This window comes from Pseudomonas sp. GW821-FHT04D07 (genome assembly GCF_059420225.1).
Genome location: NZ_JBWKTH010000030.1, coordinates 1 through 25,428, shown reverse-complemented (window position 1 = coordinate 25,428; position 25,428 = coordinate 1). Strand labels below are relative to the sequence as shown.

Below are 25,428 nucleotides of genomic sequence, written 5' to 3'. Positions count from 1 at the left end.
CTAAAGCCTTTGGGCTGCCTCCCTTTTTCGAGCAAGAGCACCGCCACCGTGAATCTGCGCCGTTTGAAGTATTTCGTGAAACTCGTCGACATCGGCAGCATGACCCAGGCTGCCGATGTGCTGCATGTCGCGCAGCCGGCACTGAGTCAGCAATTGGCGACGCTGGAGGCAGAATTGCAGCAGCAATTGTTGATCCGCACCAAACGCGGCGTCACTCCGACCGAGGCGGGGAAGGTACTTTATGGCCATGCGCAAATCATTTTGCGCCAGTGCGAACAAGCCCAGAGCGACATCAATGCAACGGGGCACGCTTTGTCCGGACAGGTGTCGGTCGGCCTGGCGCCAGGCACGGCGGCTTCCGCGCTGTCCTTGCCCTTGTTGCGCACCGTGCGCGAACGTCATCCGGGCATTCTGCTGTATCTCAATGAAAACTTCGGCACCACCCTGAGCGAGTTGATCATGAACGGCCGGATGGACATGGCCGTGCTCTATGGTGGGCGAGAAGTGCATGGTTTGAGCTTCGTCTCGCTGCTTCGCGAGAACCTCTATCTGGTGAGCGCCGATCCTTCTGTCCGTGCGCGCGAAGAGATTGCCCTGGCCGACCTGGCGGACATTGATATGCTCCTGCCGCGGCCCTACAACGTCATGCGTCGGTTGGTGGATGAGGCCTTCCAGCGCATCGGTATGAGCGCGCGGGTGGTGGCTGAAATCGAATCTTCGATCACCTTGACCGCCGCCGTCGCCGAGCACTTCGGTTCGACGATCCTGCCCGAATCTTCGGCGCGAGTGATGGTCGCCGCCACCTCGGTGCATATGTGTCGCATTGTCGAACCCGAGATCGAGGCGCCACTGGCCCTGTGTTTATCCGGTCACCTGCCACTGTCCGTGCCTGCCCAGGCGGTCAAGGCAATCCTGTTGGAGCTGGTCGCCGAGATGCGCGGTAGCCTGATCTGAGTGGTCATAAGGCGCGCTTATCACCCCAAAGCCAAAGCGTCTTGGTCGTTTTTCGGCGGGATCGCTACATTGACCCCATCCACTCAGACACGCTCGACAGGCAGGGGCCCAGGCATGGATTCAGAACGTATCAAGGGGTTGATCGATTTACTGGCTGAGTCTGATCTGCTCGAACTCAGCCTGACCGAAGGCGACAGTACGATTCGTCTCTTCAAGCAGGCAGGGCAGGTGCTGGCCGCCGAGCCGGTTGTCGTCCCTGCGCCGATACCGACCCTGGACTTAGCCACGATAGCACCCCCTGCGGCGCTCGAGATCAAGGCCAGCCTGTACGGCGTTCTGCATCTGACGCCCGCCGCCGGGGAAGCGCCGTTCGTCACGCTCGGTGAACAGATCGAAGCGGGTCAGACCCTGGCGGTCATCGAAGCCATGAAAATGTTCCACCCGCTCAAGGCCAAATCCGCTGGCAAGATCAGCGCAATCCTTGCCCAGAGTGGTACCGAAGTCGAAGCCGGTCAGGCGTTGTTCCGTCTCGGCTGACTCCAAGCCCATCTTCTTTCAGGTGAATTCAATGTTCGACAAAGTGCTGATCGCCAACCGTGGCGAAATCGCCCTGCGTATTCAGCGTGCCTGCCGTGGCCTGGGGTTGCAAACCGTGGTGGTGCACTCCGAGGCTGATCGCCACGCCCAGTATGTGCAAGACGCTGATCAGGCACTGTGCCTTGGACCGGCCGCACCGAGCCAGAGTTATCTGAATCAGACCGCGCTGCTGTTTGCCGCCAAGGTCAGCGGCGCTCAGGCGATCCATCCCGGCTATGGCTTTCTTTCGGAAAACGCCGGGTTTGCCGAGCGCATCGAGCTCGCTGGCCTGACCTTCATCGGTCCGAGCGCGGCATGTATTCGGACTATGGGCGACAAGGTCGCCGCCAAACGGGCGATGCGCGAAGCCGGCGTACCCTGCGTGCCCGGGCCTGATTCGGTCATGCCAACCGACGATGACAGCATTCTCGCCATCGCCCGGGAAATTGGCTACCCGGTGATCGTCAAAGCGGCGGGCGGTGGCGGTGGACGCGGCATGCGCGTGGTGAACGAAGAGGTCGAACTGCTCGATGCCATTGCGCTGACCGGTGAGGAGGCGCGGCTGGCGTTCGGCAACCCGGAACTCTATATCGAGAAGTTTCTCGGTCATCCACGGCATGTCGAAATCCAAGTGTTATGCGATGCCCATGGCCACGCGATCTGGCTGGGTTGTCGGGATTGCTCCTTGCAACGTCGGCATCAGAAAGTCCTGGAAGAAGCGCCTGCACCGGGAATCGATCCGGATCTGATTGCCAAGGTTGGGGAACGCTGCGCGGCGGCTTGCCGGCAGATCGGTTATCGCGGTGTCGGCACCTTCGAGTTTTTGTATGAGAACGGCGAGTTCTTCTTCATCGAGATGAACACTCGGCTGCAAGTCGAGCATCCGGTGACGGAGATGACGACGGGTATCGATATCGTCCAGCAGCAACTGCGCATGGCCCGAGGCGAAGTGCTTGAGCTGCGCCAGCAGGACGTGCAACTCAATGGTCACTCACTGGAATGCCGGATCAACGCCGAAGACCCGATCACCTTCATGCCGACGCCGGGGTTGATTCAGCGCTGGGAAGTCCCCGGTGGCTTTGGTGTGCGGGTCGATTCCCACGTCACCACCGGGTATCGGGTGCCGCCCTACTACGACTCGATGGTGGCCAAGGTCATTACCCACGGCGCGACCCGCGATGAGGCCATGGCGCGTATGCGCCTGGCCCTGAGTGAAATGCGCGTGGAGGGCATCTCGACCAATATCCCCTTGCACCGCGAGATTCTCGACGATCCGGCGTTCTGCTCCGGTGGCGTGGACATCCATCACCTGGAGCGTTGGCTGCAACAAAGGAGTGCGACATGAGTACTGCTTCTGTATCAAAGAGTCCGCTCATCAGTCTGCTGGGGTCCACGGCTTTGTTGTTCGAAGCACCGGGTGAGCTGGATCTGGCGCCGCAACAACGTATTTGGAGCCTGGCCCTGCAGGCCGGGCAATGGGCCGAAATAGACGAAGCCGTTCCGGGCATGAACAACCTGATGCTGACCTTCATCAAGCCGCCGCGCGACCTCAACCGGCTCTGCGAGCGCCTGCTGGAAGCTTGGGATGCCTGCGATCCGCTGCCGCTCGCAGGGCGCATCGTCGAATTGCCGGTGATATATGGCGGCGAATACGGTCCTCACATGAGTGATGTGGTGGCGCACACCGGACTGGACATCGACACCATCGCCAATCTGCATTGCGAGCCGCTGTATCCGGTGTATGCCTTGGGCAGCCATCCCGGCTATTGCTATCTCGGTGGTATGGATTCGCGTCTGGCTACACCACGACGGCAAGTGCCGGTGCTTAGTATCGCCGCCGGCTCAGTGTCGATCGGCGGCGTGCAGACCGGTGTTTCGGCATCAGCCGGTCCCAGCGGCTGGAACACCATTGGCCGGACCGAAATGTCATTTTTTGACCCAAGCCAAAACCCTCCGGCCATGCTGAGGCCGGGCGATATGTTGCGCTTGCGCATCGAGAGGATCATTCGATGATCGAGATTTTATCGGCCACCGCTCTGGCCACCGTGCAGGATTTCGGCCGCTTTGGCAGCCTCGGTTACGGGGTGGGGACCTCCGGCGCGATGGACCAATTGGCGTTGGCATTGGGCAACCTGTTGTTGGGGAATCTCGAAGATGCGGCGGCTATTGAAATTCCGCTGTTTCCGTTCGAGGTGCGGTTTGTTCAGGACTGTGCATTCGCGGTAACGGGTGTCGCCTGCGAGGCCAGCCTGGATGATCAGCCGCTCCCGCCATTCTGGGTGGCACAGGCGAAGGAAGGGCAGGTACTGAGCCTTGGCTATCCGACCTCCGGCAGTCGAGCCTATCTGTGTCTGGCGGGGGGCGTCGACGTACCGCAGGTGCTGGGTTCACGCAGCACTCAATTGCGCGGTGAGTTCGGTGGACTGCAAGGACGGGCCTTGCAGCAGGGCGACCGGCTTTCGGCGCTGCGCCCTGGAGTCAGTGTGCTACCCACCGATTTCGGGGTGGTGTCGCCGAGTCTGGCGTTGCCATTGCAGCTCGCCGGGTTGCCGGCCATGCGCGTACTGCCAGCTGCCGAATATGAGTACTTCCTGGAGGCCTCACGTACGGCATTCTGGGCTGGAGAGTGGAAAGTCACCACCCAGAGTAACCGTTACGGTTATCGGCTCGAAGGCGCACCGATCTTGCCCGCGGCCCCCCTGGAGATCCGCTCCCACGGCATCGTTCCGGGGGTTATTCAGGTGCCCCACGGTGGTCAGCCGATCATCCAGATGCGCGACGCGCAACCCAGTGGCGGTTATCCGAAATTCGGCACGGTGATCGAGGCAGACCTCTGGCGTCTGGGGCAGGCACCGATTGGCAGCAAGGTCCGTTTTATCGAGTGCAGCTACAGCGAAGCTATCGCGGCCCTGGAAGATAATCAGCGCTACCTCGAAGAAGTTCGACGTCTGGTCGAGCTTCACGGGATGGCCTCGCGTTAAGGATATTCAAACATGACAAATCAGGACATCCGACAGTTGGCGGCGTGGCTCAAGGAGGCGCACCTGACTGGCGCGGAAATACATCGCCCAGGGCTGCATCTGATGCTCAAGCGCGGCGCCGACGAAATTGCGAGGTCGGTTCAGCCCGCGACGCCGGTGGTCTCAACGGCTGAGGATGAGCCGCTACTGAAGACACCAGGTCTGGGCCGGTTGTTGCTGGCGCATCCTGAACAGCCCGACGTTCTGGCGTCGCTTGGCAGCCGAGTGGAGCAAGGGCAACTGGTGGCCTTGCTGCAAGTCGGCGACCTGCTGTTGCCGGTACGTAGCCAAAGGGCCGGGCGGGTTGCCGCGGTGCTGCTGCCCTGTGGCACCACCGTCGGTTATGGCGAGGCGTTCATGCGCCTGATAGCAGCATGAGTGTGTGAGGGGAAAAGCGATGAACATTGATTTGAACGCTGATCTGGGCGAGGGCTTCGGACCTTGGCGCATGGGTGAAGACGAAGCGTTGATGAGCCTTATCTCATCGGCGAACGTGGCGTGCGGTTTCCATGCCGGTGATCCGCTGATCATGGACAACACCGTACGCCTGGCGAAGGCTGGCGCCATTGATCTGGGCGCCCATGTCGGTTTCCCGGACCTGATGGGCTTCGGGCGTCGGCGGATGAACATCGAGATCAGGGAGCTGGCGACCTACGTGGTCTATCAACTCGGTGCCCTGGCGGGGATGGCGGCGGTCAATGGCCACCGCATGACCCATATGAGCTTTCACGGTGCGCTGGGCAACATGGTCGCAGCCGATGCAACGCTGGCGGAGCCATTGATCTGTGCGGTGGCCGCTTTCGATCCGACGCTGATTGTCAGCTCATCGAGCAGCCGGGCGATTGAAAACGCTGCTGAAAAATGTGGTTTGCGAGTCGCCACGACATTTCTCGCCGACCGCGCCTACGACGATGACTGCCTGCTGGTCCCGCGCAACATACCGGGGGCGGTGATCAAAGAACCAGGGGCCGTGCTGCAGCGGGTTCGACAGTTGTTGGAGGAGGGTAGCGTCACCAGTCTCAATGGCAAGCGGATTGCCGTGCCCGCGCACTCGATCCTGCTGCACGGCGATACGCCTGGCGCGGTGGAACTGGCGCGCACGATTCGTCGTGAAATCGAGCAGGCCGGGGGGTGTATTACGCCGATTTCGCAGTTGCTGGCGTAACGGTCGCGCAGTCATAAGCAGGGCTTATCGCCACACAGTCATTCCGTCTTGGTATCCGGCCTCCGTGCTGGATAGAGTCGAAGTCATCGAGATAAGCCAAGTGATCCACACATAATCGGTCGGTACAGCCTTGCGTTGTCGACCCGTAACACGAGGACAGAGACATGCCGTTTTCAGATTACAAAACCGCGCTGGTGACCGGCGCGTCTTCCGGTATTGGTGCCGCAGTCGTCGAGCGCCTGTGTCAGGAGGGCGTGCAGGTGCATGCCTTGGCCCGCAGTGCTGACAAGCTGCAAGACCTCGCCGCCAAGACTGGCTGTATCGCTCATGCTATCGACGTGACCGACCTGGCTGGGCTGACACGCCTGTTCGAGGCGCAGCAGTTCGACATTCTGGTGAACAACGCTGGTGTTGATAAACCGGGTTCGATTCTCAAGGCCGACGCCGAAGGCATCGACTTGCTGATCGATGTCAATCTGCGTGCGGTATTGCACCTGGCGCGTCTGGCGTTGCCGGGGATGGTGGCACGTGATTGCGGCCACATCATCAACATCAGCTCGATTGCCGCGGCGTACAACTTCGGCGGCAACTCCACGTACCACGCAACCAAGGCTGCCGTGAGCATGCTGTCGCGGCAACTGCGCATCGATGCCTTCGGCAAGCGGGTGCGAGTTACCGAAATTTGTCCGGGTCGAGTGGCCACCGACATTTTTGCCCACGTCCACGGTGACTCCGAAGAGACCTACAAGCGTTTCGTCGAAGGCTTCGAGCTGCCCCAGGCCAAGGACATTGCCGACGCCATTGCCTTTGCCATTGCCGCACCGATTGCGGTCAACGTCGGGCACATGGAAATCACCCCGACCCTGCAAGTGCCTGGTGGTCTCTCGACGGCCCGTCCACAGGATTACCCAGGCTGAGCTTTCCCTTCGCAACACGCGCTGCATAAGAACGGAACAATCCGTCATCGCGGCACTCACGCCACGGCCGAGCCTGGCGACTTTGTTTATTTCTGCCCTTAGCCCAATGCCGATGGGGATTGACCATGAAGCATGACTTCGATTTGGCCGCGGTTCTGCAAGGTGAATATGCCGAGCTGATCGTCAAGGGCATCGAAATAACTCTACAACTGGCGCTGTTCGCCTGGTTGCTGGCGATGGCCCTGGCGCTGTTGCTGGTGACCGTACGGTTGACCGGCAACAAACTCGCGGATCGTCTGGTGGCGGGTTACGTGTCTTACCATCGCAACGTGCCGACGCTGGTGCAGTTGATGCTCTGGTATTTCGGCGTGCCGACGTTACTGAGCGAGTCCACGCAGCTTTGGCTGGCGAATTACAGCAGCGAATATCTGTTCTCGGTGATTGCGTTGGGGTTGTGTCAGGCCGCGTATTTCTGCGAAGACATCCGCAGCGGACTGCGTGCCATTCCGGCCGGGCAGACCGAAGCTTCCCGGGCGCTGGGGTTAGGGTATGTGCGCTCGATGCGCTACGTGATCCTGCCGCAAGGCGTACGCAATTGCCTGCCGTCGCTGATCAACCACACCGTGCTGTTGTTCAAAAACACCAGCCTGGCCATGGCCATCGGCGTGGTCGAGCTGACCTACGCCACCCGCGAGGTCGAGAACTACACCTTCCGCACGTTCGAGTCATACCTGGTCGCCACGCTGTTCTACCTGGTTTTTTCACTCTTGTTGATGGGGCTCGGCGCGTTGTTGGCGCGACGCTTCAGCAAAGCGCTGGCGAGGTAGACGACGATGTTCGATGTCTTTTCGATTGTGCAGCAAAACTGGACCTTGTTTCTCATCGGTCAGTACCCGCACGGCCCTTTGGGCGGATTGGCGAGCACGTTGATTCTGGCGGCGCTGGCCCTGTTGCTGGCATTCCCTTTCGGCTTGCTACTGGCTTTGGCTCGGGTTTCGCCGTGGAGCGGACTGCGCTGGGCCGCCACGGTCTGGGTCTATGTGCTGCGGGGCATCCCGCTGTTGATGGTGATCTTCTGGACCTACTTCCTGGTGCCGTTGTTGATCGGCCATAACATCACCGGATTCGTGACCATGCTCTGCACGCTGGTGATCTACCAGAGTGCCTACCTGTGCGAAATCATTCGTGGCGGCATTCAGGCGCTACCAACGGGACAGTACGAGGCGTCCCGGGCGCTGGGTCTGGGTTACCTACGTACGACGATCTGGGTGATCTTGCCGCAAGCCTTGTACAACGCGCTGCCTAGCCTGATCAGCCAGTTCGTTTCCATTATCAAGGAAACCTCGCTTGGCTATGTCATTAACGTCCAGGAGGTGACTTTTGCCGCCAACCAGGTCAACAACCAACTGCTGACCAAGCCGTTCCAGGTGTTTTTTATCCTGGCGATCATCTACTACCTGCTCTGTTTCGGCCTGACCCATCTGGCCGGCTGGGTGGAGCGCCGTATCGCTCGCAAGCGTCTGGGCAACGGCGGTCCGGCCGCGGCTGCCGAGATCCTTGCTGGTTATCGATAATTGAAGAGGGTTGCGTCCATGCATCCAATGATCATGTTTTCGAGCGTCAATAAATGGTATGGCGAGTATCACGCGCTGACCGATATCACTGCCGAAGTGAAACCCGGTGAGGTGGTGGTGCTCTGTGGTCCGTCCGGTTCCGGCAAGTCGACGTTGATTCGCACCGTCAATCGTCTGGAAAACATCCAGAAGGGCCAGATCCTGTTCGATGGCCAGGATGTACACGGCACCGATGCTCAGGTTAACCGGCTGCGCAGTCGAGTGGGGTTCGTGTTCCAGAGCTTCAATCTTTTTCCGCACCTGTCGGTGCTGGAAAACATCACCCTGGCGCCCAGCAAAATCCGCAACTTGAAAGGCTCGGCCGCCAAACAACAGGCCATGCAATTGCTTGATCGGGTAGGGCTGGCACACAAGGCGGGGGCTTATCCGGCGCAGTTATCCGGCGGTCAACAACAGCGAGTGGCGATTGCCCGAGCGCTGGCCATGGATCCTCCGGTGATGTTGTTCGATGAGCCCACCAGTGCCCTCGATCCGGAAATGGTCGGTGAAGTGTTGAGTGTGATGAAAGGGTTGGCCAAGGATGGAATGACCATGATGTGCGTGACCCACGAGATGAATTTTGCCCGTGAAGTTGCTGACACCATCTGGTTTATGGACGCGGGTCAGATTCTGGAAAAGAGCACGCCCGAGAGCTTCTTCAGTCAGCCCGCGCACCCGCGGGCACAACGATTTATCGCCGATCTGCGCGCCCATTGAGTCGCCGGGATTTTGCGCCCTCTGCCCTCTGAATTTCCCATCCCCAGGAGTTTTTCCATGCGTATGAAATATCTGCTTGTCACGCTGGCGTTAGGTCCTTTGGCTGTTGCGGTAGCGCAGGCCGATCAATTGAGCGATATCATGGCTAAAAAAACGCTGAGTTGTGGGGTGTACGCCGACGTGCCACCGTTCTCTGCTCCAGATCCGGAAACCCGCGAACTGGTGGGGATGGACGTCGATTTGTGCAAGGCCCTGGCCAAGACCATGGGCGTGGCGCTGGAGCTCAAGCCGCTGTCTGTTGAAGCACGGATTCCCGAGGTGAAAATGGGCCGTGTCGATGTGATTTTCGCCAACTTGGCCTACACCAAGACCCGTGCCGAGCAGATCCAGTTCAGCGATCCGTACTACATCGCCAAGGAAACCCTGGTGGTGCGTGCGGCCAATGCCGACCAACCGAAAAGTTTCTTCAAGGACAAACGCATCAGCTCCACCAAAGGCTCGACTTCCGAGCAATCGATTCGCATCGCGGGTGCCACGCCAGTGACCTTTCAGGATACCGGTTCGGCTTACATGGCCTTGCAGCAGAACAAGGTTGTTGGCCTGGTGACCAACACCATGACCGCCCTGAAACTGGTCAACCAGGCTAAAGAGAGTGGTGTCGAGTTGGCGCTGGCCAAGGAACCGATGGCGCTTGAACCGATTGGGGCGGGTATGCGTAGAGATGAGCCGGCCTTTCTGGCCAAGGTGAACGAGTCACTGATAGCGATGGATAAGGCCGGTGAAATCGACCTGATCTGGGACCGCTGGATCGGACCGAATACGGCCTACAAAATGGTCCGCGAGGACAAGGTTCAAAGCCTCAGTAATCTGAAGTTCGATCCCTTGCCTTAAACGTTCACAGGTTGTGTCCAGATCAGGGAGCGTCGCCAAGGACGGCATTGCTCAAAGATGAAATTTCCATCGATGTAAGCATTGCGAAATAATCTTTCTCTTGTTGCGATTATAGGGAGTGTTTGTTCTGTAGGTGGACTGGCTTGTAGCATAAATTGAAAGGTAATTTTTCCAGCTCAGGTATAGCCTTTATCGGTATTAAAGCCGTGTCGGTACGAGCCAGATCCCTCGCTGAGGGAGACCTGATTCCAGGTCACACTCGTTGCGCAACATGAGCAGAGCGAGAGGTTGCCATGCTGGAAATTCGTCACCTTATGGGCATGCAGATGCTGCGCGAGACCGGCAGTATGCTTGAGGCAGCCAAGAAGCTGCAGTTGACACAGTCGGCGCTGTCCCACCAGTTCTCGGGATTGGAAAAACGACTGGGCACCTTACTATTCGAGCGTAGAAGCCGGCCCGTGCGGTTCACTCGTACCGGTAGGCGAATTCTGAAACTGGCTGATTCCCTTTTGCCAGAGCTGTTTTCCATCGAACACGATCTGGTTGGACTGGCCGACGCTGCCAATGGCCGGATCAACATGGCGGTGGAAAGCGCAGACTGGGCCCACTGGCTGATCCCGCTGATAAACCGGTTTCGGGGGGAGTGGACAGAGATCAAATTGGACGTATTGACGCAATACCCCGCTTTACCCTTCGCTGCGCTTGATGGGATGGACGTCGATCTACTGCTGACAACCGAGAGCACAAGGCTTCCAGGCATTGTCAGTGTTCCTTTGTTTACCTATGAGGTGTTGTTGGGCGTGGCCAACAATCATCCATTGGCCAGAGAAGCCTTTATTGCGCCCAGCGATCTTGCCAATCAGGTCCTGATTACTTCTCCAGGTGAACGTCGCCACCTTCCGGTCTTTGAGAAGTTTCTAACGCCTGCCGGTTTCGAACCGGCATCACATCGCCAATCGGATTCTTTGGTGTCACTCACCCATCAAGTGGCGTCCGGTCGCGCTGTTTGCTGCCTCCCTGAATGGGTGATACGAGGCGTGAGTGCTCGTGGCGTTTTATCAGCCAAGAAGCTGGGCAGCGAAGGGCTGCATGTGACGCTGTATGCCGTTCTTTCCCAAGAGGCCTTGAAGGCCCCGCACATGCGCCATTTCCTCCTGGCGGCCCAAGAAGGGCCGCGAGGTTAACGCCGATTTACCGAACACAAATCTTGCTGGAGGCCTTTAGCTCCAGAAGCGAGAAGCTTGACTGCATCTCCTTCACGCCCGGAACGGTTCGCAAGCGGTTGAGGGCAAATTTGGAGTAGCTTTCTAGGTCCTCTGCCAGCACCTGGAGCATGTAGTCGTGCTGCCCGGAAATGTTATGACAGGCGATGACCTCGGGCATTTCCAAGACCCATTTTTCAAATGTGCGGCATGTCGATTCTGTATGGTTTTCTAACAGAATGCTCACAAACACCACCACCCCAAGCCCTAGCAGATGCCTGTCCAGGACGGCTTGGTAGCCGCGAATCACGCCGATCGTCTCCAGGCGTTTCAGGCGTTTCCAGCACGGTGAAGGTGAGAGCGAAACGCGCTCTGCCAGCTCCGAATTGCTCAGCCTGCCATCGTCTTGCAGGATTCTCAGGATTTTTATATCTATATCGTCTAGTTCAATTTTTGCGTACTTAGATTTCATGTTTGCTCTTCGTTGTAGAAGGATATTTCTCATATTATGTTTTATGGGATGCAAATGGAAAGAATCTTTTTTGCGGTTATGGATACACTGGATTTGCCCACGACGAAGCTCGAATCCCTCGTCAGACAGGCCTGCGGGCGGGGGCGTGTGGTCTCGATTCCAATACCAAGAAGAGGCGCAAATGTCTTACTCCAGCTACCACAAGAAGAAAATCGCTGATCAAGATCTGCATCCGGAAACGCTGATGATGTCGTATGGCTACGACCCGTTTCTGTCGGAGGGTGCGGTCAAGCCTCCGGTGTTTCTGACCTCTACCTTTGCCTTCCGCACGGCTGAAGACGGCGCCGAATTTTTTGATATCGTGTCGGGCCGCAAGCCGCTTCCGGAAGGTGAATCCGCGGGCCTGGTGTACAGTCGGTTCAACCACCCCAACCTGGAAATCGTTGAAGATCGTCTGGCGATTCTCGACGGGGCTGAGGCCGCGGCTGTGACCTCAAGTGGTATGGCGGCTATCGGTGCTGTTCTGCTGGCTTTCCTGCGGCCGGGTGATCAGATCGTTCAGTCGGCCCCCCTGTATGGCGGCACTGAGACACTGATTGCCAAGATCCTGCCGAATTGGGGAATCGGTTCTCACGGTATTGAAAACGGCTTGTCCCGCGAGTCTATGCGCGATGCACTGGAAGCAGGCGCAAGCCAGGGGACTGTGCGAATTTGCTACATCGAGACACCTGCCAACCCAACCAACTCGCTAATCGATTTTGAAGGGCTGCTCCAGGAAATCCATGCCTTCAGCACTCGGCATGGATATCGTCCGATTGTTGTCTGCGATAACACGCTGCTTGGGCCGATTTTCCAAAAACCGATCGAGCACGGCGTTGATCTTTGTGTCTACTCGTTGACCAAGTACGTGGGCGGTCACAGTGATTTGGTTGCCGGTGGCATTACTGGCAGCAAGGAACTGATCGCCAAGGTGCGCAGTATCCGTAGTGCGTTTGGTTCCCAGCTGGACCCACATTCATCCTGGATGATTTCGCGCTCGATGGAGACCTTGGTTCTGCGCATGAACCAGGCTGCCCGTTCAGGTTCGACTATTGCGCACTGGCTTGCAGACAACCCGCACGAAAAAGTCACGGTGCTGCACCCCGAACTCATCAACGATGAGATCTATCAAACCGTTTACAAACGTCAATGCACCGGGCCTGGCTCCACCTTCTCGTTCATCTTGGCGGGTGGTCGTGAGCGAGCGTTCAAGTTCATCAATGCCCTGACGCTTTTCAAGTCTGCCGTCAGTCTCGGGGGCACGGAGTCGCTGATCTGTCATCCAGCCTCCACCACACAGTCTGGCGTGCCCGCCGAGTTGCGCAGCAAGGCCGGCGTTTCTGAAGGACTGATCCGCATATCAATCGGTCTGGAGCACGAAGTGGATCTGATTGCTGACCTCGAAAATGCTCTTCGCAGCTGATTAGCGCACCCATTGCGGGGTAATAGATGAATAGCATGACGAAAGAGGCCATGGCAGTGCAGAACGCCGGCGATATTGATCCTTCTGAAACGCGGGAATGGCTGGACGCAATAGATGGCCTGGTTCGTTCCAATGGTCATGAGCGTGCCCAGTTTCTTCTGAAGAAAATTGAAATTCATGCCCAGGAACTGGGCGTGGCGACACACACAGGGCCGTATTCGGCTTATCGCAATAGCATCCCCCTCGAGTCTCAGGGTGGCTATCCGGGCGACTTGATTGTCGAAGAGCGATTGATTGCCATCATGCGATGGAACGCGCTGGCCATGGTGGTCCGCGCTAATCAGGCGTATGGCGATCTGGGTGGCCATATTGCAAGTTACGCTTCGGCAGCGGAAATTTTCGAAGTGGGCTTTCAGCACTTCTTCAAAGGCCCCGATGCGCCTGGCGGCGGTGATTTGGTTTACTTCCAGCCGCACTCCGCGCCAGGTATTTATTCGCGGGCCTTTATGGAAGGTCGGTTGAGCGAGGAGCAGTTGTCCCGCTACCGACAGGAGATCAATGGCGGTGGGCTTTGCTCTTATCCCCATCCTTGGCTGATGCCTGAATTCTGGCAGTTTCCAACAGGTTCGATGGGTATTGGCCCTATGAGTTCGATTTACCAGGCTCGCTTCATGCGATATCTGGAGAACCGGGGTTTGGCTGACACGAGCGCTCGTCACGTTTGGGGTGTGTTCGGCGACGGCGAAATGGATGAGCCCGAATCGATTGGCGCTCTGACACTCGCGGCCCGGGAGAAGCTCGACAATCTGACCATGATCATCAACTGCAACTTGCAACGCCTGGATGGCCCTGTTCGCGGCAATGGTCAGATCATTCAGGAGCTGGAATCGCTGTTTGCCGGCGCCGGCTGGAATGTCATCAAAGTGCTTTGGGGCTCGGACTGGGACGCGCTGTTTGCGCGCGATACTGACCATATACTGCTCCGTCATTTGGCGGCGACGGTGGACGGTCAATACCAGACGCTGGGTGCCAACGATGGCGCGTTCAATATCACCCATTTCTTCGAACAAGATCCGCAGATCAGAGCCCTTGTTGCTCACATGACACCGGATGAAATCGATGGGCTGAAACGTGGCGGACATGATTTCAAAAAGCTGTTTGCTGCGTTCGCGGCAGCGAAAGCCCATAAGGGACGGCCAACGGTCATTCTTGCGAAAACCAAGAAAGGCTACGGCATGGGCGGGGCGGGCGAGTCCCGGATGACCTCTCATCAAGCGAAGAAGCTTGACCTTGAAGCACTGAAGGCTTTCCGTGATCGGTTCAAACTGCCATTGACGGACGAGGCCGTTGCCGAACTGCAGTTCTTCAAGCCGGAGCCGGGCAGCGTGGAAATGCAGTACCTGCACAAGCAGCGCGAAAGGCTCGGTGGGTCGCTGCCTGTGCGGCGTCCCCGTGGCGATTCTCTGCCGATTCCCGCTATGGAGAGCTATGCGAAGTTTGCTCTGGAGGCGGAAGGCAAGGAGATGTCGACAACGATGGCCGCGGTGCGGATCTTTGGGAGCCTTCTCAAGGATTCAATTCTGGGGCCACGCCTGGTACCGATTGTTGCGGACGAGGCGCGTACCTTTGGTATGGCGAACATGTTCCGTCAGATAGGCATTTATTCGCCGCTCGGCCAACTCTATGAACCGGAAGACGCCGCCTCGATGCTCTGCTATCGGGAAGCGAAAGACGGTCAATTGCTTGAGGAAGGGATTACCGAGGCCGGGGCGATATCGTCCTGGACGGCGGCGGCAACGTCTTACAGCGTGCATGGTATTTCCATGTTGCCGATTTACATCTACTACTCGATGTTCGGGTTCCAGCGAGTTGGGGATTTGATTTGGGCGGCCGCGGATCAGCGCGCCCGTGGTTTCCTGTTCGGCGCTACCGCCGGTAGAACCACACTGGGTGGTGAGGGACTTCAGCACCAGGATGGCTCGAGCCACATCATGGCGGCTTCGATCCCGAACTGCCGTGCATACGACCCAGCGTTCGCCGGCGAGTTAGCCGTGATCATGGACTACGGCATGCGGCAGATGCTGGAACGCCAGGAGGACGTTTTCTATTACCTGACGGTGATGAACGAAAACTATGCTCAGCCGACACTGCTTGAGTCGGTACGCGAAGATGTAGTCAAGGGTATGTATCTCTTCAAGGAGCAGAACCTTGAAAAGCCCCGTGCTCGGGTAAGGCTGCTCGGCTCCGGGGCCATTTTCCTCGAAGTTCAGAAAGCTGCGCAGATCCTGGCGGAGCAATGGCAGATCGAGAGCGAACTTTGGAGCGTCACCAGTTTTAGCGAACTGGCACGAAATGCTCGCGAGGTTGAACGTGACAATCGTCAGAATCCAGAGCGTGAGCGGCAGACTTCGCACGTCCAAAAATGCCTTCAAGGAACGTTGCCGATCATCGCGGCAACCGATTATGTCCGGGCGTTGCCTCAGCTGATTTCAAGCTATCTGGACGGTCGTTACGTGGCACTCGGCACTGATGGCTTTGGTCGCAGCGATACTCGCAGCGAGCTGCGAGCGTTCTTCGAAGTCGATAGCAAGAGCATTGTCCTGGCTGCACTTGATGCGCTGGTTATTGACGGCACTTTGGAGCGTTCCGTATTAGCTGACGCGATTCAACGATTGGGAATCGACACTGGCATGGCTGCCCCCTGGAATTGCTAATGGAAGCCGCTACGGGTTGATAACTGATTAGAGGAATTGCAGATGGACGATTTGACGTTTCATGCAGAAACACTTCTGACCCATTCGGGGCGGGAGCATCACCAGGTGGGCGGAACTGTAAATGTGCCGGTGTATCGGGCATCCACACTGCTGTTTCCAACGGTGAGTGCTTTGCAATCAGTGCAAGGGACAATCAATACTTATGGCCGACACGGTAGTCCGACAACCCGTTCACTGGAGCGTGCACTGTGTGACTTGGAAGGCGCTGGCGGGGCGATGTTGACGCCCAGTGGGCTCTCTGCGGTCACGACGGCGTTGCTGGCGAGTCTTCAGCCAGGTGACCATCTGTTGATGACTGATTCGGTCTACGATCCGACCCGTGCTTTCTGTAACGAAACCTTGAAACGTTTCGGTATTGAAACGACGTACTACGATCCGATGATCGGAGCGGGTATTGCGCAGTTGATGAGGTCGAACACCAGGGTTGTATTTGTCGAGTCTCCTGGGTCATTGACGTTCGAGGTGCAGGACGTTCCGGCCATTGCGCAAGTTGCTCATGCGCACAATGCGATTGTGATTATCGACAATACCTGGGGCACTCCATTACATTTTGCTTCGTTCAAGCATGGTGTCGATATTTCTGTTCATGCGGCGACCAAGTACATCGTGGGGCATTCAGATGTGCTCATGGGTGTCATCATGACCACGGAGGAGCAATATCCGAAAGTTCGGGCGTTTTACAAACACCTGGGTGTTTCGGTCAGCAGTGACGATGCCTATATGGCATTACGTGGCCTGCGCACTTTAGCGGCTCGGCTTGATCGTCATCAAAGCAACGCCCTGGCCGTTATTGATTGGCTGAAGAGTCAGCCCGAAGTTGATAGCGTCCTGTCGCCGGCTTTACCTGGTTGCCCTGGCCATGAACTGTGGAAGCGGGACTTCACAGGTTTTAACGGGTTGTTTGGAGTGATATTCAACGCGCTCCCGGAGTCAGCCGTCAGCGCCATGCTTGATGGCATGAAGATTTTTGGCATGGGATACAGTTGGGGAGGGTATGAAAGTCTGATCATCCCGGCAAACCCGTCAGCCTACCGCAGCGCTACGACGTGGAAAGCCCATGGACCTTTAATAAGGTTTCATATAGGGCTCGAGCACCCCAACGATTTAATTGAAGATCTTAATCAGGCATTTTGGAGGTTGCGAACACTCAATAATTGATACTGAAAAAGTAATGCCCGTTTCCAAAACAATAACAGCCTTGGCTATATAGCTTAAGTTCTGCCGTGCTTTCAATCTAAGAAGGATAAAAAATGAAACACAGTAACGCATTAAAAGCTACTTGGAAAATCACACTCGTCGTTGTCACGCTGGGTATGGCCAGCTGGGTCTCCGCTGATCAACTGAGCGAGATAAAAACCCGAGGAGAGTTGACCTGTGGTGTTCTCGGAACCGATGAGCCATTTAGTTACATCGGTGACCCCTCCAGCCGACAAATCGTGGGTTACGATGTTGATCTGTGCAAGGCTGTTGCGGACAGTCTCGGGGTAAAACTGACGCTCAAGCAACTCGCGGTAGCGGCGCGTATCCCCGAGTTGCAACAAGGTCGAGTGGATATCCTGGCCGCTACGCTCACCCGCACCAAGGAGCGTGAAGAGCAGATCGACTTCTCGGCTTCAACGTTTGTGACCGGCGCGAAAGTGATGGTCAAAACATCCAGTGGGGTTGATGAACTTAGCCAGTTGGCTGACAAACGGGTGCTCACGGTCAAGGGCACGACGATGGAGCAAAACATTCGCAGCACCTTGCCGACGGCGAAAGTGATTTCCTTCGACACTGGGCCACAGGCGCTTCTCGCCCTCAAGCAAGGCAAGGGGGTAGGGTTCGCGACCGACGAGGCAACGCTTGTAAAGCATTTTGCCGAATTGGGTGACGATGCGAAAAACTACAAAATCATCGCTCAAAACCTTTCAACCGAGAACCTGGCGCTTGGCATCAGGAAAAACGAACCCGCCTTTAAGGCACAGGTCGACAAAGTGCTGCTCGGCCTGGAGTCATCAGGGGAGGCGCAGAAGATTTTCATGAAGTGGTTCGGCCCCGATACCAAAATGAAGTACGCGACTCGCTCGTTCAAGTTTGAACAAAGCGCTAACTGATTGGACAGCAGCCCGGCTTCGGCCGGGCCACGGACTTGATCATGAAAAACTTCGATCTGTCGATGCTGTTGTCTGGGCAGTATCATGATTGGCTTGTCAGCGGAATCTTTCTCTCGGTACAGCTGGCTTTGATTACGCTTGTATTGGCAGTGCCATTGGCCATCGCCATTGCTACCTTGAGGATGGCGCCGTTCGCCATACTGAGGGGAGTCGCCATTACGTATGTCGAGGCGATTCGAAATGTTCCGCTCCTGGCACACATGCTGTTCTGGTACTTTGGGGCGCCAGAGTTTCTCCCCGATGGCATAAAGGAATGGCTGTACGACCATAACTTTGAAGCGGCGAGTGCGGTGGTCGCGCTGGTACTCTATACCGCCGCATTTATGTCCGAAGATATCAGAAGCGGATTGCGCTCAATCCCCAAGGAGCAGATGGAGGCGGGTAGAACCTTGGGCTTTGGGTTCATGAAAACGATGCGACTGGTCATTCTTCCTCAATCGCTTCGTGTCACAGTTCCTCCGCTGATCAACCAAACGCTCAACCTATGGAAGAATACAAGTATTGCCATGGTTATCGGTGTTGCAGAGCTGATGTACCAGGCGCAACAAGTGGAAAGCTCTACTTTTCGAGGGTTTGAGTCGTTTGCCTTCGCCACCGCGGGTTATATAACAGTCTCTCTGTTGATCTACGGATTTTCTTTTGTCTATCAACGGCGCTATCCGGTAAGGAGTGTTTAATCATGTTAGATGTATTGCACACCTACGGTCTCTATTACTTGATAGGACAGTACCCGAATGGCCCTCTGGGCGGACTGTTACTGACGTTGATCCTGGCAGCGGCAGCGCTTTTGCTGGCTCTCCCTGTCGGAGTCATCTTCGCGCTTTGCCGTATCAGTCCATTCCCGCTTCTACGTGTGCCCGTCACCGCAATCACCTACTTGATTCGCGGAACGCCGCTGTTAATGATAATTTTCTGGGCTTATTTCCTGCTGCCGACCATAACGGGGGAGAGGACTGACCAATTTACTACCATGTTGGCAGCGTTGGTTATTTTCGATGCTGTTTACCTGGCGGAAATTATTCGGGCGGGGATTTTAAGTCTGCCAAAGGGCCAAATGGAGTGTGCGCGTGCATTGGGCTTGAGTTATGTATCTGCGATGGCGTTCGTCGTATTGCCTCAAGCATTTAGAAACATGCTTCCCTCGCTGGTCAATCAGTTTGTTTCAACGGTGAAAGAGACATCGCTCGGGTATATTATCAGCCTGTCAGAAGTTTCCTTTATCGCTTCGCAGATTAATACAATGATGCCCACAAAACCGGGTGAGATTTACGCGATGCTCGGCCTGACTTATTTTGTGATGTGCTTCAGTCTTTCGCGATTTGCCTATTGGTTAGAAAGACGGCTCGCCGTTCGTACGGTAAAGGTATAACTACAATGATTAAGCTTGATAAGGTGAATAAGTGGTACGGCGAGTACCATGCCCTGGCGGATGTCAGTGAACATGTTGCCCAAGGCGAAGTGGTCGTCGTCTGCGGCCCCTCAGGGTCCGGAAAATCCACCATGATCCGTACACTCAATCGTTTGGAGGCGATCCATGACGGCAACATCTACATCAATGGTGTTGATATTTATGATCGCAAGGCCAGCGTCAATGAACTACGTAGCCGTATTGGCTTCGTCTTCCAGCAGTTCAACTTGTTCCCTCATCTTACAGTACTTCAAAACTGCACATTGGCGCCGACACGTATTCGAAAGTTAACCAGGAAAGAAGCTGACGAACTGGCAATGAGCCTGCTGGAGCGCGTAGGTTTGGCGCATAAAGCCTGCGCCTATCCAGCCGAGCTGTCCGGAGGGCAGCAACAGCGGGTGGCTATCGCACGGGCATTGGCGATGAATCCCCCGGTGATGCTGTTTGACGAGCCGACCTCGGCGCTCGACCCGGAAATGGTTGGCGAAGTTCTTCTGGCAATGAAGTCTCTGGCCAAAGAAGGGATGACGATGGTGTGTGTCACTCACGAAATGGGGTTCGCTCGTGATGTGGCTGACCGGGTCATATTCATGGATCAGGGGCGCATCCTGGAGAGTGCCCCGCCCGATAAGTTTTTCATCCAGCCTGAGCACCCGCGAGCGCAGCGATTCCTTTCTGATATTCGCTCGCCATTTTCCAACGCTTTGCCAAAAGCATCGTGAGTGGATGCCTGAGGGGGTATGGCCTATCCGACCATACCTTTTTAGGTTCTCAACGTAGCGTTAAATAAGAATCTCGATTTTGTCGCAGGTTGTCAGGGGACTGTTGTCTCCAGTGCTTTGGGGGTACTTGAAGTGACTGATTTTTTTGAAATTAAAGTTCCTAATATCGGTGACTTTAAAGAAGTTAGCGTTATTGAGATTCTGGTAAAAGTAGGTGATGCTGTATCGATTGATGATGCCCTCGTCATACTTGAGACGGACAAGGCCGCGATGGAGGTGCCGGCTTCGAACGCCGGTACGATTACCGAGGTCAAGGTAAAGCTAGGTGACCAGGTTTCAGAGGGAAGTATTATTGTCGTTCTTGAAGTCAAAGACTCTTTAGTGTCGGCAAACGCTCTCGCCGTCGTAGAGAAGCAGATCGGGTTGAATGTTGTTGAACCGATTTCCATGCCGGTCGGCAGTATGCCAGAGACGGCAATAGATATCCCTGTTGTCCATGCGAGTGTGCAGCCTTCAAATGCGACTCATGATGTTTCGGCCGTTCACGCGAGTCCGTCAGTTCGTAAGTTCGCCAGATCCTTAGGCGTTGCTCTCAATCAAATAAAGGGGAGCGGCCTGAGAGACCGGATTCTCAAAGAAGATATCGAGAATTTTATTAAATACAAACTCGATGCTCCGGCGACGCCGAATAACGTCGGCGCGGGTATCGGCGGTATAGATCTTCTTCCGTGGCCGACAGTTGATTATGAAAAATATGGCCGGGTCGAAAGAAAACCGCTGAGCAGGCTGAAAAAGATTTCTGGCTCCAACCTTCATCGTAATTGGGTGATGATTCCTCATGTAACGAATAACGATGAAGTGGACATTACTTCCTTGGAAGCGTTGCGGGTCCAACTTAACACGGAAAATGAAAAAAACGGCATAAAGGTCACGTTGTTGGCGTTTATGCTGAAGGCCGCAGCTGTTGCGTTGCAGCAATTCCCCGGCTTTAACGCATCCCTGGAAGGTGATCAATTGGTGTTGAAACACTATTGTCATTTGGGCTTTGCCGCTGATACGCCGAACGGCTTGGTCGTTCCTGTTGTTCGCGATGTTGAGCAGAAAGGCGTCCTGCAGATCGCCAAGGAAATGACAGCGTTGGCCCACTTGGCTCGTGAGGGCAAGTTGAAGTCCGATCAAATGCAAGGCGGCTGTTTCACAATATCCAGCCTTGGCGGGATTGGTGGGACGACCTTTACCCCGATTATCAATGCGCCGGAAGTTGCCATTCTTGGTGCTGGTCGAGCATTTATGAAAGCGCATTGGAACGGTAAAGAGTTCGAGCCGAGACTGACAATGCCGCTGAGCTTGTCCTGGGATCATCGAGTGATTGATGGTGCCGAAGCTGCCCGGTTTCTTACCTTTTTCGGCAAGTTGCTGAGTGATTTTCGACGGGTCGCGATCTAGTCATATGAGCAGCCAGGGGCTGATCTTTTACCGGCCCGGCTTAGATGTAAGTTCAAGATGGGAGGAACGGCAGCATGGGCAAACAAATTGAGATAACGGTGCCGGATGTCGGTGACGTCAAAGATATTGAGTGTGATGTCCTGGTGCTTGGCGCTGGCCCGGGGGGGTATTCAGCGGCGTTCCGCAGTGCCGATTTAGGCAGGAAGACGGTCCTGGTAGAACGCTATCCAAGTTTGGGAGGGGTTTGCCTGAACGTTGGGTGTATTCCCTCGAAGGCGCTTTTACATAACGTTGCCGTTTTGGAAGAGGCGCGGCATCTCGCGGACAATGGCATCGTATTCGGTGCGCCTTCGATCAGTCTTGGCCAACTGCGGCGCTACAAGGAAAAAGTGGTCAGTCAGTTGACAGACGGCCTGGCAGGCATGGCTAAGATGCGCAAGGTTGAGGTCATTCAGGGCCGCGGTAGCTTTGTGGATGCTCATCATCTTCAGGTGGCGCTTACCGATGATGATGGTAAAGAGAATTCCAGCACTAAAAAACTTATTCGCTTCAAGCAGGCGATCATTTGTGCAGGCTCACGAGTCAGCAAGTTGCCGTTCATACCTGAAGATCCCCGAATCGTTGACTCAACCGGCGCATTGCAGCTTCCTGAGATACCCCAGCGAATGCTGATTATCGGTGGCGGTATTATTGGGTTGGAGATGGGGACTGTTTATTCCGCGCTTGGCGCGCGTCTTGATGTCGTCGAGATGCTGGATGGTTTGATGCCTGGGGCTGACCGCGATCTGGTAAAGGTTTGGTTCGGTAAAAACCGGCATCGTTTTGATCGGGTCATGTTAAAGACAAGGACGGTTGCTGTTGAGGCGATGGCTGACGGTATTTGGGTGACGTTTGAAGGCGACGAGGCGCCCACGGATGCACAGCGTTACGACCTTGTATTGATGGCAACAGGTAGAGTCCCTAATGGTTTATTAATCTCGGCGGACAAAGCCGGGGTCATGGTGAACGAGCGTGGTTTCATTCCGGTAGATAAACAAATGCGCACCAATGTGCCGCACATTTTTGCTGTCGGGGACATTGTTGGCCAGCCCATGCTCGCGCATAAGGCTGTTCATGAAGCCCATGTGGCTGCTGAAGTCGCGCATGGAGAGCGGGCTTATTTCGATGCCCGAGTGATTCCCTCGGTTGCTTACACTGACCCCGAAGTGGCGTGGGTGGGGCTGACTGAGGATCAGTGCAAAGATAAAAAAGTGTCCTATGAAAAAGCGCTCTTTCCCTGGGCTGCTTCAGGACGTGCGATTGCCAATGGTCGGGAAGAAGGGTTCACCAAGTTGCTCTTTGATAAAACAACCAATCGCCTCATTGGTGGCGGTATTGTCGGAACGCACGCGGGTGATTTGCTGGGTGAAATTTGCCTGGCCATCGAAATGGGGGCTGATAGCATTGATCTTGGAAAGACAATCCATCCGCATCCAACCTTGTGTGAATCAATCGGTCTGGCAGCAGAGGCCTTACACGGGATGTGTACCGATCTACCTCCAAAAAAGTAGTCCTCTTTAAGCGCTGAACGACTGGGTTAGTGATATTTAATTCAACCCGCTCACAGTCACTTTAATTAGATGAAAAACCCAACATGCGGGACTTGAAGATGGCTGACCTGGGCAGTACCGATCGCGCTATTTTGGAACTTCTTCAGCAGAACGGTCGTTTAACCAATGCCGAAATTGCGTTGCGTATCAACTTGTCTGCTCCCGCTTGTTGGAAGCGCTTGAGACGCCTGGAGGAAGAAGTAATAGAAGGCTACTACGCCAGTTTAAAGCGAGCGGCTCTGGGTTTTAATGTTTTGGCTTTTATCAGTGTGACGTTGAGCTCCCATTCCGCAGAGGCGGCTCTGAAATTTGAAAAAGATGTCGGTGATTTTAAACATGTCCTTGCTTGCCACAACCTGTCCGGCAAGTACGACTATCTGCTACAAGTCGTGGCTGCGGACATGGAAGAGTTTCAGTCCGTTGTCATGCGCCGAATCCAGTCTTCAGGAAATATAAAAATGATGCAGACGGGTTTTTCGTTGAGGGAAATAAAGCGATCAACCCGATTACCGATTTAAGCGGGTTGATATTTCAATGTCGGGTGAATCAATAATGTTCAGGCGACTTGGCTTCAGCCATAAGATCCTCAACTATGATATTGTCGAAATCAATCTCCTCAACGAGGCGGGTGTTGAAAGCTTGCAATCAACACTCGGCTCTTGTGCCGATCTGCAAACCCAGATGGCTCGTCTCAGACGGTGGGGGGGTGATTTTCGGATTTGATGATGCCTGGCCTCAATGTATTTACTGGGGAGAAGAGCCGTGCTCGGGTGATTAGCTGGCGTACCCATTGGTTAATACGTTCAAGCGCATCCGTCACGAGTCGGTAGCGGCTGTGAGTCGATTCGCCAAGAGGTGCCGCTATATCAGCGACAGGCAGTTTCTTCTTGGTCACTTGATTGAGCGCTTGTTGCCCTAGGTGCCATTGCAGTCTGCCACTAGTAGTCACCCGGGGGGGTCAACGTTTGATCAGTGAAATCTTGGTGCCTTCGATGCTGACGCCCGCCATCAGGCCCTGCTGGTCGAAGACAAACGCATAGGCATCGTCCTTCAAGGTCGAGGTCGACAGATTTTTCGAGATCCCTTGGTTAACCAGGACAACGGTGGGACCTACACCCACTTCCCAACCCTTGGTTTCATGGACATAGTTAACCGCTTTGTCAGTCATCAGGAACACCGCGTAGGCATAAGACTGGGCACCGATCTGCAGTCCCCATGAACCGGTTACGGAGTTGTAGTAACCGTCCACGTTCGAGCCACTGAACATGACCCCCTCGCCATAACTACCACCAAACACCAGGCCTGCTTTGACGACGTTCGGAAATACCAGTACAGCCTTGGCGCTGTGGGAGATGGTCTCGGCAAAAGGGTGAGTCTTGTAGAGCATTTGCAGGGCTTGCCGGGCGTCTCTGTTCAGATCCTCGGCGGTAGCGGCGTTTGCACTATTGAGCAAGCCCGTTGAAAGCAATGACAGGGTTGTCGCCGCGATAAAGAGAAATGAACGCAGTGAGGTGGTCATGGTTGTACTCCAATATCCGCGATATGGATGAGCACGGTCATGTCGATGGCCTGTTCATGGCCGTATCTGCGAACATCCGATCATTATTCGGCCACGACCGAGCATTGAGCAGATTAGGCGTCGCTAGCGACCCACGTCTGTTCGGTAGCGCACAACACGCCGCACATCAATGAAATCTATCCGCGACTTCGTGCCGTTCCCCCCGTTCACTGCGAAACAGTGTATCGGCGATTTTTTTCTGGTCGGCGGAAAGCGTGCCGTACAGCACGCTAAACGAAGTAGCAAGCTTCTGCAGATTGTCTGCGTGCACCTGGGCCAGCTTGGCATAGGAGTGCATCGCCTCATCGGCATTTAACGATGGCAGTTTCTGCGCCTGATCCAGGTAGGCTTTATCGGTGACATTTGCATTATCACGCAGGGTTTTCGCATAGGCTTCCCACTGGGGGGACTGTTTTTCGGTGATTTTCAGTTTGGCGTGCAGTTCGTTGATCCGCTTTTCTACCAGATCTTTGTATTTTTTGGCGTGATGGGCGGCAGCTTGAGAGACCGCGTCAGAACTTCTCGCTGCCATCGTCTGTGCTGAGAAAGAAGCGCTGAGAGCGGCCAGCATCAACACCGCCGGCATGGATGCTTTGAATGCGAAGTTTTTCATATTCTCATATCCGGATTAAGGGGGGCGCGGCATCTATGTCCCCTAACCTTACCACTAAGCGCGGCAGCGAACCGACGAACTGTCGGTGGCCTGTCATCGTGTGGTGGTTTAATTTCCCCGGACACCCCGATAGGTGGAAAATGCATCTATCGAGGAGTTTTTCATGACCGACAAGC

26 protein-coding genes are annotated in these 25,428 nt (G+C 55.5%); 23 read left to right on the top strand and 3 right to left on the bottom strand.

Translation table 11 applies throughout. The features are described from left to right. The first annotated feature begins 48 nt into the window (after positions 1 to 48). The 13 genes from nac to AC07T0_RS26205 all read left to right on the top strand — a co-directional run bounded on the left by nac (position 49) and on the right by AC07T0_RS26205 (position 11,037). Positions 49 to 954 carry a nitrogen assimilation transcriptional regulator NAC gene (gene nac, locus AC07T0_RS26265; protein ID WP_495003925.1) on the top strand — a complete coding sequence of 302 codons (906 nt, stop codon included), beginning with the start codon at positions 49 to 51 and terminating at the stop codon, positions 952 to 954. A gap of 114 nt (positions 955 to 1,068) precedes the next feature. Further along, on the top strand, positions 1,069 to 1,491 hold the full coding sequence (locus tag AC07T0_RS26260) for an acetyl-CoA carboxylase biotin carboxyl carrier protein (RefSeq protein WP_495003924.1): 423 nt from the start codon (positions 1,069 to 1,071) through the stop codon (positions 1,489 to 1,491). Positions 1,492 to 1,522: 31 nt separating this feature from the next. After that, the gene (gene accC, locus AC07T0_RS26255; protein ID WP_495003923.1) at positions 1,523 to 2,875 is read left to right on the top strand and encodes an acetyl-CoA carboxylase biotin carboxylase subunit; all 1,353 of its coding nucleotides are present in this window, start codon (positions 1,523 to 1,525) and stop codon (positions 2,873 to 2,875) included. Next, a complete protein-coding gene (pxpB, locus tag AC07T0_RS26250) occupies positions 2,872 to 3,543 on the top strand; it encodes a 5-oxoprolinase subunit PxpB (RefSeq protein ID WP_495003922.1) in 672 nt (223 codons plus the stop codon). Before accC ends, pxpB begins: the two co-directional genes overlap by 4 nt. Then, positions 3,540 to 4,511, top strand: coding sequence for a 5-oxoprolinase subunit C family protein (locus AC07T0_RS26245; protein WP_495003921.1), 972 nt, complete (start codon positions 3,540 to 3,542; stop codon positions 4,509 to 4,511). The genes pxpB and AC07T0_RS26245 overlap by 4 nt, the downstream gene beginning before the upstream one ends. A 12-nt stretch (positions 4,512 to 4,523) precedes the next feature. After that, complete coding sequence (locus tag AC07T0_RS26240) at positions 4,524 to 4,928, top strand: biotin/lipoyl-containing protein (protein WP_495003920.1); 405 nt, start codon at positions 4,524 to 4,526, stop codon at positions 4,926 to 4,928. Between the two features lie 19 nt (positions 4,929 to 4,947). Next, positions 4,948 to 5,715, top strand: coding sequence for a LamB/YcsF family protein (locus AC07T0_RS26235; RefSeq protein ID WP_495003919.1), 768 nt, complete (start codon positions 4,948 to 4,950; stop codon positions 5,713 to 5,715). A gap of 164 nt (positions 5,716 to 5,879) precedes the next feature. Further along, complete coding sequence (locus AC07T0_RS26230) at positions 5,880 to 6,632, top strand: SDR family oxidoreductase (protein ID WP_495003918.1); 753 nt, start codon at positions 5,880 to 5,882, stop codon at positions 6,630 to 6,632. 125 nt (positions 6,633 to 6,757) lie between these two features. After that, positions 6,758 to 7,459: an amino acid ABC transporter permease gene (locus tag AC07T0_RS26225; RefSeq protein WP_495003917.1), complete on the top strand. Its 702-nt coding sequence runs from the start codon at positions 6,758 to 6,760 to the stop codon at positions 7,457 to 7,459. Positions 7,460 to 7,465: 6 nt separating this feature from the next. After that, entirely contained in the window at positions 7,466 to 8,206 is a 741-nt protein-coding gene (locus AC07T0_RS26220) for an amino acid ABC transporter permease (RefSeq protein WP_495003916.1), read from the top strand. A 27-nt stretch (positions 8,207 to 8,233) separates the two neighbouring features. Then, on the top strand, positions 8,234 to 8,962 hold the full coding sequence (locus tag AC07T0_RS26215; RefSeq protein WP_495003977.1) for an amino acid ABC transporter ATP-binding protein: 729 nt from the start codon (positions 8,234 to 8,236) through the stop codon (positions 8,960 to 8,962). Positions 8,963 to 9,019: 57 nt separating this feature from the next. Then, entirely contained in the window at positions 9,020 to 9,853 is an 834-nt protein-coding gene (locus AC07T0_RS26210; protein WP_495003915.1) for an ABC transporter substrate-binding protein, read from the top strand. A 293-nt stretch (positions 9,854 to 10,146) separates the two neighbouring features. Then, the gene (locus AC07T0_RS26205) at positions 10,147 to 11,037 is read left to right on the top strand and encodes a LysR family transcriptional regulator (RefSeq protein ID WP_495003914.1); all 891 of its coding nucleotides are present in this window, start codon (positions 10,147 to 10,149) and stop codon (positions 11,035 to 11,037) included. A 7-nt stretch (positions 11,038 to 11,044) separates the two neighbouring features. Here AC07T0_RS26205 and AC07T0_RS26200 read toward each other — a convergent pair whose 3' ends face one another. Then, the gene (locus tag AC07T0_RS26200; RefSeq protein ID WP_495003913.1) at positions 11,045 to 11,527 is read right to left on the bottom strand and encodes an Lrp/AsnC family transcriptional regulator; all 483 of its coding nucleotides are present in this window, start codon (positions 11,525 to 11,527) and stop codon (positions 11,045 to 11,047) included. 181 nt (positions 11,528 to 11,708) lie between these two features. Here AC07T0_RS26200 and AC07T0_RS26195 point away from each other — a divergent pair, with 181 nt between their 5' ends. From AC07T0_RS26195 to AC07T0_RS26150, 10 genes are all read left to right on the top strand, one after another. Further along, positions 11,709 to 12,989, top strand: a complete 1,281-nt coding sequence (locus AC07T0_RS26195) for a cystathionine gamma-synthase family protein (RefSeq protein ID WP_495003912.1) — start codon at positions 11,709 to 11,711, stop codon at positions 12,987 to 12,989. A gap of 35 nt (positions 12,990 to 13,024) precedes the next feature. Continuing rightward, on the top strand, positions 13,025 to 15,703 hold the full coding sequence (gene mdeB / locus AC07T0_RS26190) for an alpha-ketoglutarate dehydrogenase (protein ID WP_495003911.1): 2,679 nt from the start codon (positions 13,025 to 13,027) through the stop codon (positions 15,701 to 15,703). Between the two features lie 42 nt (positions 15,704 to 15,745). Further along, positions 15,746 to 16,921 (top strand): cystathionine beta-lyase, encoded by a 1,176-nt coding sequence (gene metC, locus AC07T0_RS26185; protein ID WP_495003910.1) that lies wholly within the window; start codon positions 15,746 to 15,748, stop codon positions 16,919 to 16,921. A 92-nt stretch (positions 16,922 to 17,013) separates the two neighbouring features. Then, the gene (locus AC07T0_RS26180; protein ID WP_495003909.1) at positions 17,014 to 17,856 is read left to right on the top strand and encodes an ABC transporter substrate-binding protein; all 843 of its coding nucleotides are present in this window, start codon (positions 17,014 to 17,016) and stop codon (positions 17,854 to 17,856) included. A gap of 41 nt (positions 17,857 to 17,897) precedes the next feature. Beyond that, on the top strand, positions 17,898 to 18,593 hold the full coding sequence (locus AC07T0_RS26175; protein WP_495003908.1) for an amino acid ABC transporter permease: 696 nt from the start codon (positions 17,898 to 17,900) through the stop codon (positions 18,591 to 18,593). Between the two features lie 2 nt (positions 18,594 to 18,595). Beyond that, a complete protein-coding gene (locus tag AC07T0_RS26170) occupies positions 18,596 to 19,285 on the top strand; it encodes an amino acid ABC transporter permease (protein WP_495003907.1) in 690 nt (229 codons plus the stop codon). Between the two features lie 5 nt (positions 19,286 to 19,290). Beyond that, entirely contained in the window at positions 19,291 to 20,046 is a 756-nt protein-coding gene (locus AC07T0_RS26165; RefSeq protein ID WP_495003906.1) for an amino acid ABC transporter ATP-binding protein, read from the top strand. Positions 20,047 to 20,178: 132 nt separating this feature from the next. Further along, entirely contained in the window at positions 20,179 to 21,492 is a 1,314-nt protein-coding gene (locus AC07T0_RS26160) for a dihydrolipoyllysine-residue acetyltransferase (RefSeq protein ID WP_495003905.1), read from the top strand. A 74-nt stretch (positions 21,493 to 21,566) separates the two neighbouring features. Further along, a complete protein-coding gene (gene lpdA / locus AC07T0_RS26155) occupies positions 21,567 to 23,042 on the top strand; it encodes a dihydrolipoyl dehydrogenase (RefSeq protein WP_495003904.1) in 1,476 nt (491 codons plus the stop codon). A 98-nt stretch (positions 23,043 to 23,140) separates the two neighbouring features. Next, complete coding sequence (locus AC07T0_RS26150) at positions 23,141 to 23,599, top strand: Lrp/AsnC family transcriptional regulator (RefSeq protein WP_495003903.1); 459 nt, start codon at positions 23,141 to 23,143, stop codon at positions 23,597 to 23,599. 440 nt (positions 23,600 to 24,039) lie between these two features. Here AC07T0_RS26150 and AC07T0_RS26145 read toward each other — a convergent pair whose 3' ends face one another. Then, a complete protein-coding gene (locus AC07T0_RS26145) occupies positions 24,040 to 24,600 on the bottom strand; it encodes a lipid-binding SYLF domain-containing protein (RefSeq protein ID WP_495003902.1) in 561 nt (186 codons plus the stop codon). A 166-nt stretch (positions 24,601 to 24,766) separates the two neighbouring features. Then, positions 24,767 to 25,252 (bottom strand): Spy/CpxP family protein refolding chaperone, encoded by a 486-nt coding sequence (locus tag AC07T0_RS26140; protein ID WP_495003901.1) that lies wholly within the window; start codon positions 25,250 to 25,252, stop codon positions 24,767 to 24,769. Positions 25,253 to 25,428: the final 176 nt, after the last annotated feature.

Excerpts from the sequence above, each read along its gene's own strand:
- AC07T0_RS26260 (WP_495003924.1), top strand. The coding sequence starts at position 1,069 with ATGGATTCAGAACGTATCAAGGGGTTGATCGATTTACTGGCTGAGTCT.
- accC (WP_495003923.1), top strand. The coding sequence starts at position 1,523 with ATGTTCGACAAAGTGCTGATCGCCAACCGTGGCGAAATCGCCCTGCGT.
- pxpB (WP_495003922.1), top strand. The coding sequence starts at position 2,872 with ATGAGTACTGCTTCTGTATCAAAGAGTCCGCTCATCAGTCTGCTGGGG.
- AC07T0_RS26245 (WP_495003921.1), top strand. The coding sequence starts at position 3,540 with ATGATCGAGATTTTATCGGCCACCGCTCTGGCCACCGTGCAGGATTTC.
- AC07T0_RS26240 (WP_495003920.1), top strand. The coding sequence starts at position 4,524 with ATGACAAATCAGGACATCCGACAGTTGGCGGCGTGGCTCAAGGAGGCG.
- AC07T0_RS26235 (WP_495003919.1), top strand. The coding sequence starts at position 4,948 with ATGAACATTGATTTGAACGCTGATCTGGGCGAGGGCTTCGGACCTTGG.
- AC07T0_RS26230 (WP_495003918.1), top strand. The coding sequence starts at position 5,880 with ATGCCGTTTTCAGATTACAAAACCGCGCTGGTGACCGGCGCGTCTTCC.
- AC07T0_RS26225 (WP_495003917.1), top strand. The coding sequence starts at position 6,758 with ATGAAGCATGACTTCGATTTGGCCGCGGTTCTGCAAGGTGAATATGCC.
- AC07T0_RS26220 (WP_495003916.1), top strand. The coding sequence starts at position 7,466 with ATGTTCGATGTCTTTTCGATTGTGCAGCAAAACTGGACCTTGTTTCTC.
- AC07T0_RS26215 (WP_495003977.1), top strand. The coding sequence starts at position 8,234 with ATGATCATGTTTTCGAGCGTCAATAAATGGTATGGCGAGTATCACGCG.
- AC07T0_RS26210 (WP_495003915.1), top strand. The coding sequence starts at position 9,020 with ATGCGTATGAAATATCTGCTTGTCACGCTGGCGTTAGGTCCTTTGGCT.
- AC07T0_RS26205 (WP_495003914.1), top strand. The coding sequence starts at position 10,147 with ATGCTGGAAATTCGTCACCTTATGGGCATGCAGATGCTGCGCGAGACC.
- AC07T0_RS26200 (WP_495003913.1), bottom strand. The coding sequence starts at position 11,527 with ATGAAATCTAAGTACGCAAAAATTGAACTAGACGATATAGATATAAAA.
- AC07T0_RS26195 (WP_495003912.1), top strand. The coding sequence starts at position 11,709 with ATGTCTTACTCCAGCTACCACAAGAAGAAAATCGCTGATCAAGATCTG.
- mdeB (WP_495003911.1), top strand. The coding sequence starts at position 13,025 with ATGACGAAAGAGGCCATGGCAGTGCAGAACGCCGGCGATATTGATCCT.
- metC (WP_495003910.1), top strand. The coding sequence starts at position 15,746 with ATGGACGATTTGACGTTTCATGCAGAAACACTTCTGACCCATTCGGGG.
- AC07T0_RS26180 (WP_495003909.1), top strand. The coding sequence starts at position 17,014 with ATGAAACACAGTAACGCATTAAAAGCTACTTGGAAAATCACACTCGTC.
- AC07T0_RS26175 (WP_495003908.1), top strand. The coding sequence starts at position 17,898 with ATGAAAAACTTCGATCTGTCGATGCTGTTGTCTGGGCAGTATCATGAT.
- AC07T0_RS26170 (WP_495003907.1), top strand. The coding sequence starts at position 18,596 with ATGTTAGATGTATTGCACACCTACGGTCTCTATTACTTGATAGGACAG.
- AC07T0_RS26165 (WP_495003906.1), top strand. The coding sequence starts at position 19,291 with ATGATTAAGCTTGATAAGGTGAATAAGTGGTACGGCGAGTACCATGCC.
- lpdA (WP_495003904.1), top strand. The coding sequence starts at position 21,567 with ATGGGCAAACAAATTGAGATAACGGTGCCGGATGTCGGTGACGTCAAA.
- AC07T0_RS26150 (WP_495003903.1), top strand. The coding sequence starts at position 23,141 with ATGGCTGACCTGGGCAGTACCGATCGCGCTATTTTGGAACTTCTTCAG.
- AC07T0_RS26145 (WP_495003902.1), bottom strand. The coding sequence starts at position 24,600 with ATGACCACCTCACTGCGTTCATTTCTCTTTATCGCGGCGACAACCCTG.
- AC07T0_RS26140 (WP_495003901.1), bottom strand. The coding sequence starts at position 25,252 with ATGAAAAACTTCGCATTCAAAGCATCCATGCCGGCGGTGTTGATGCTG.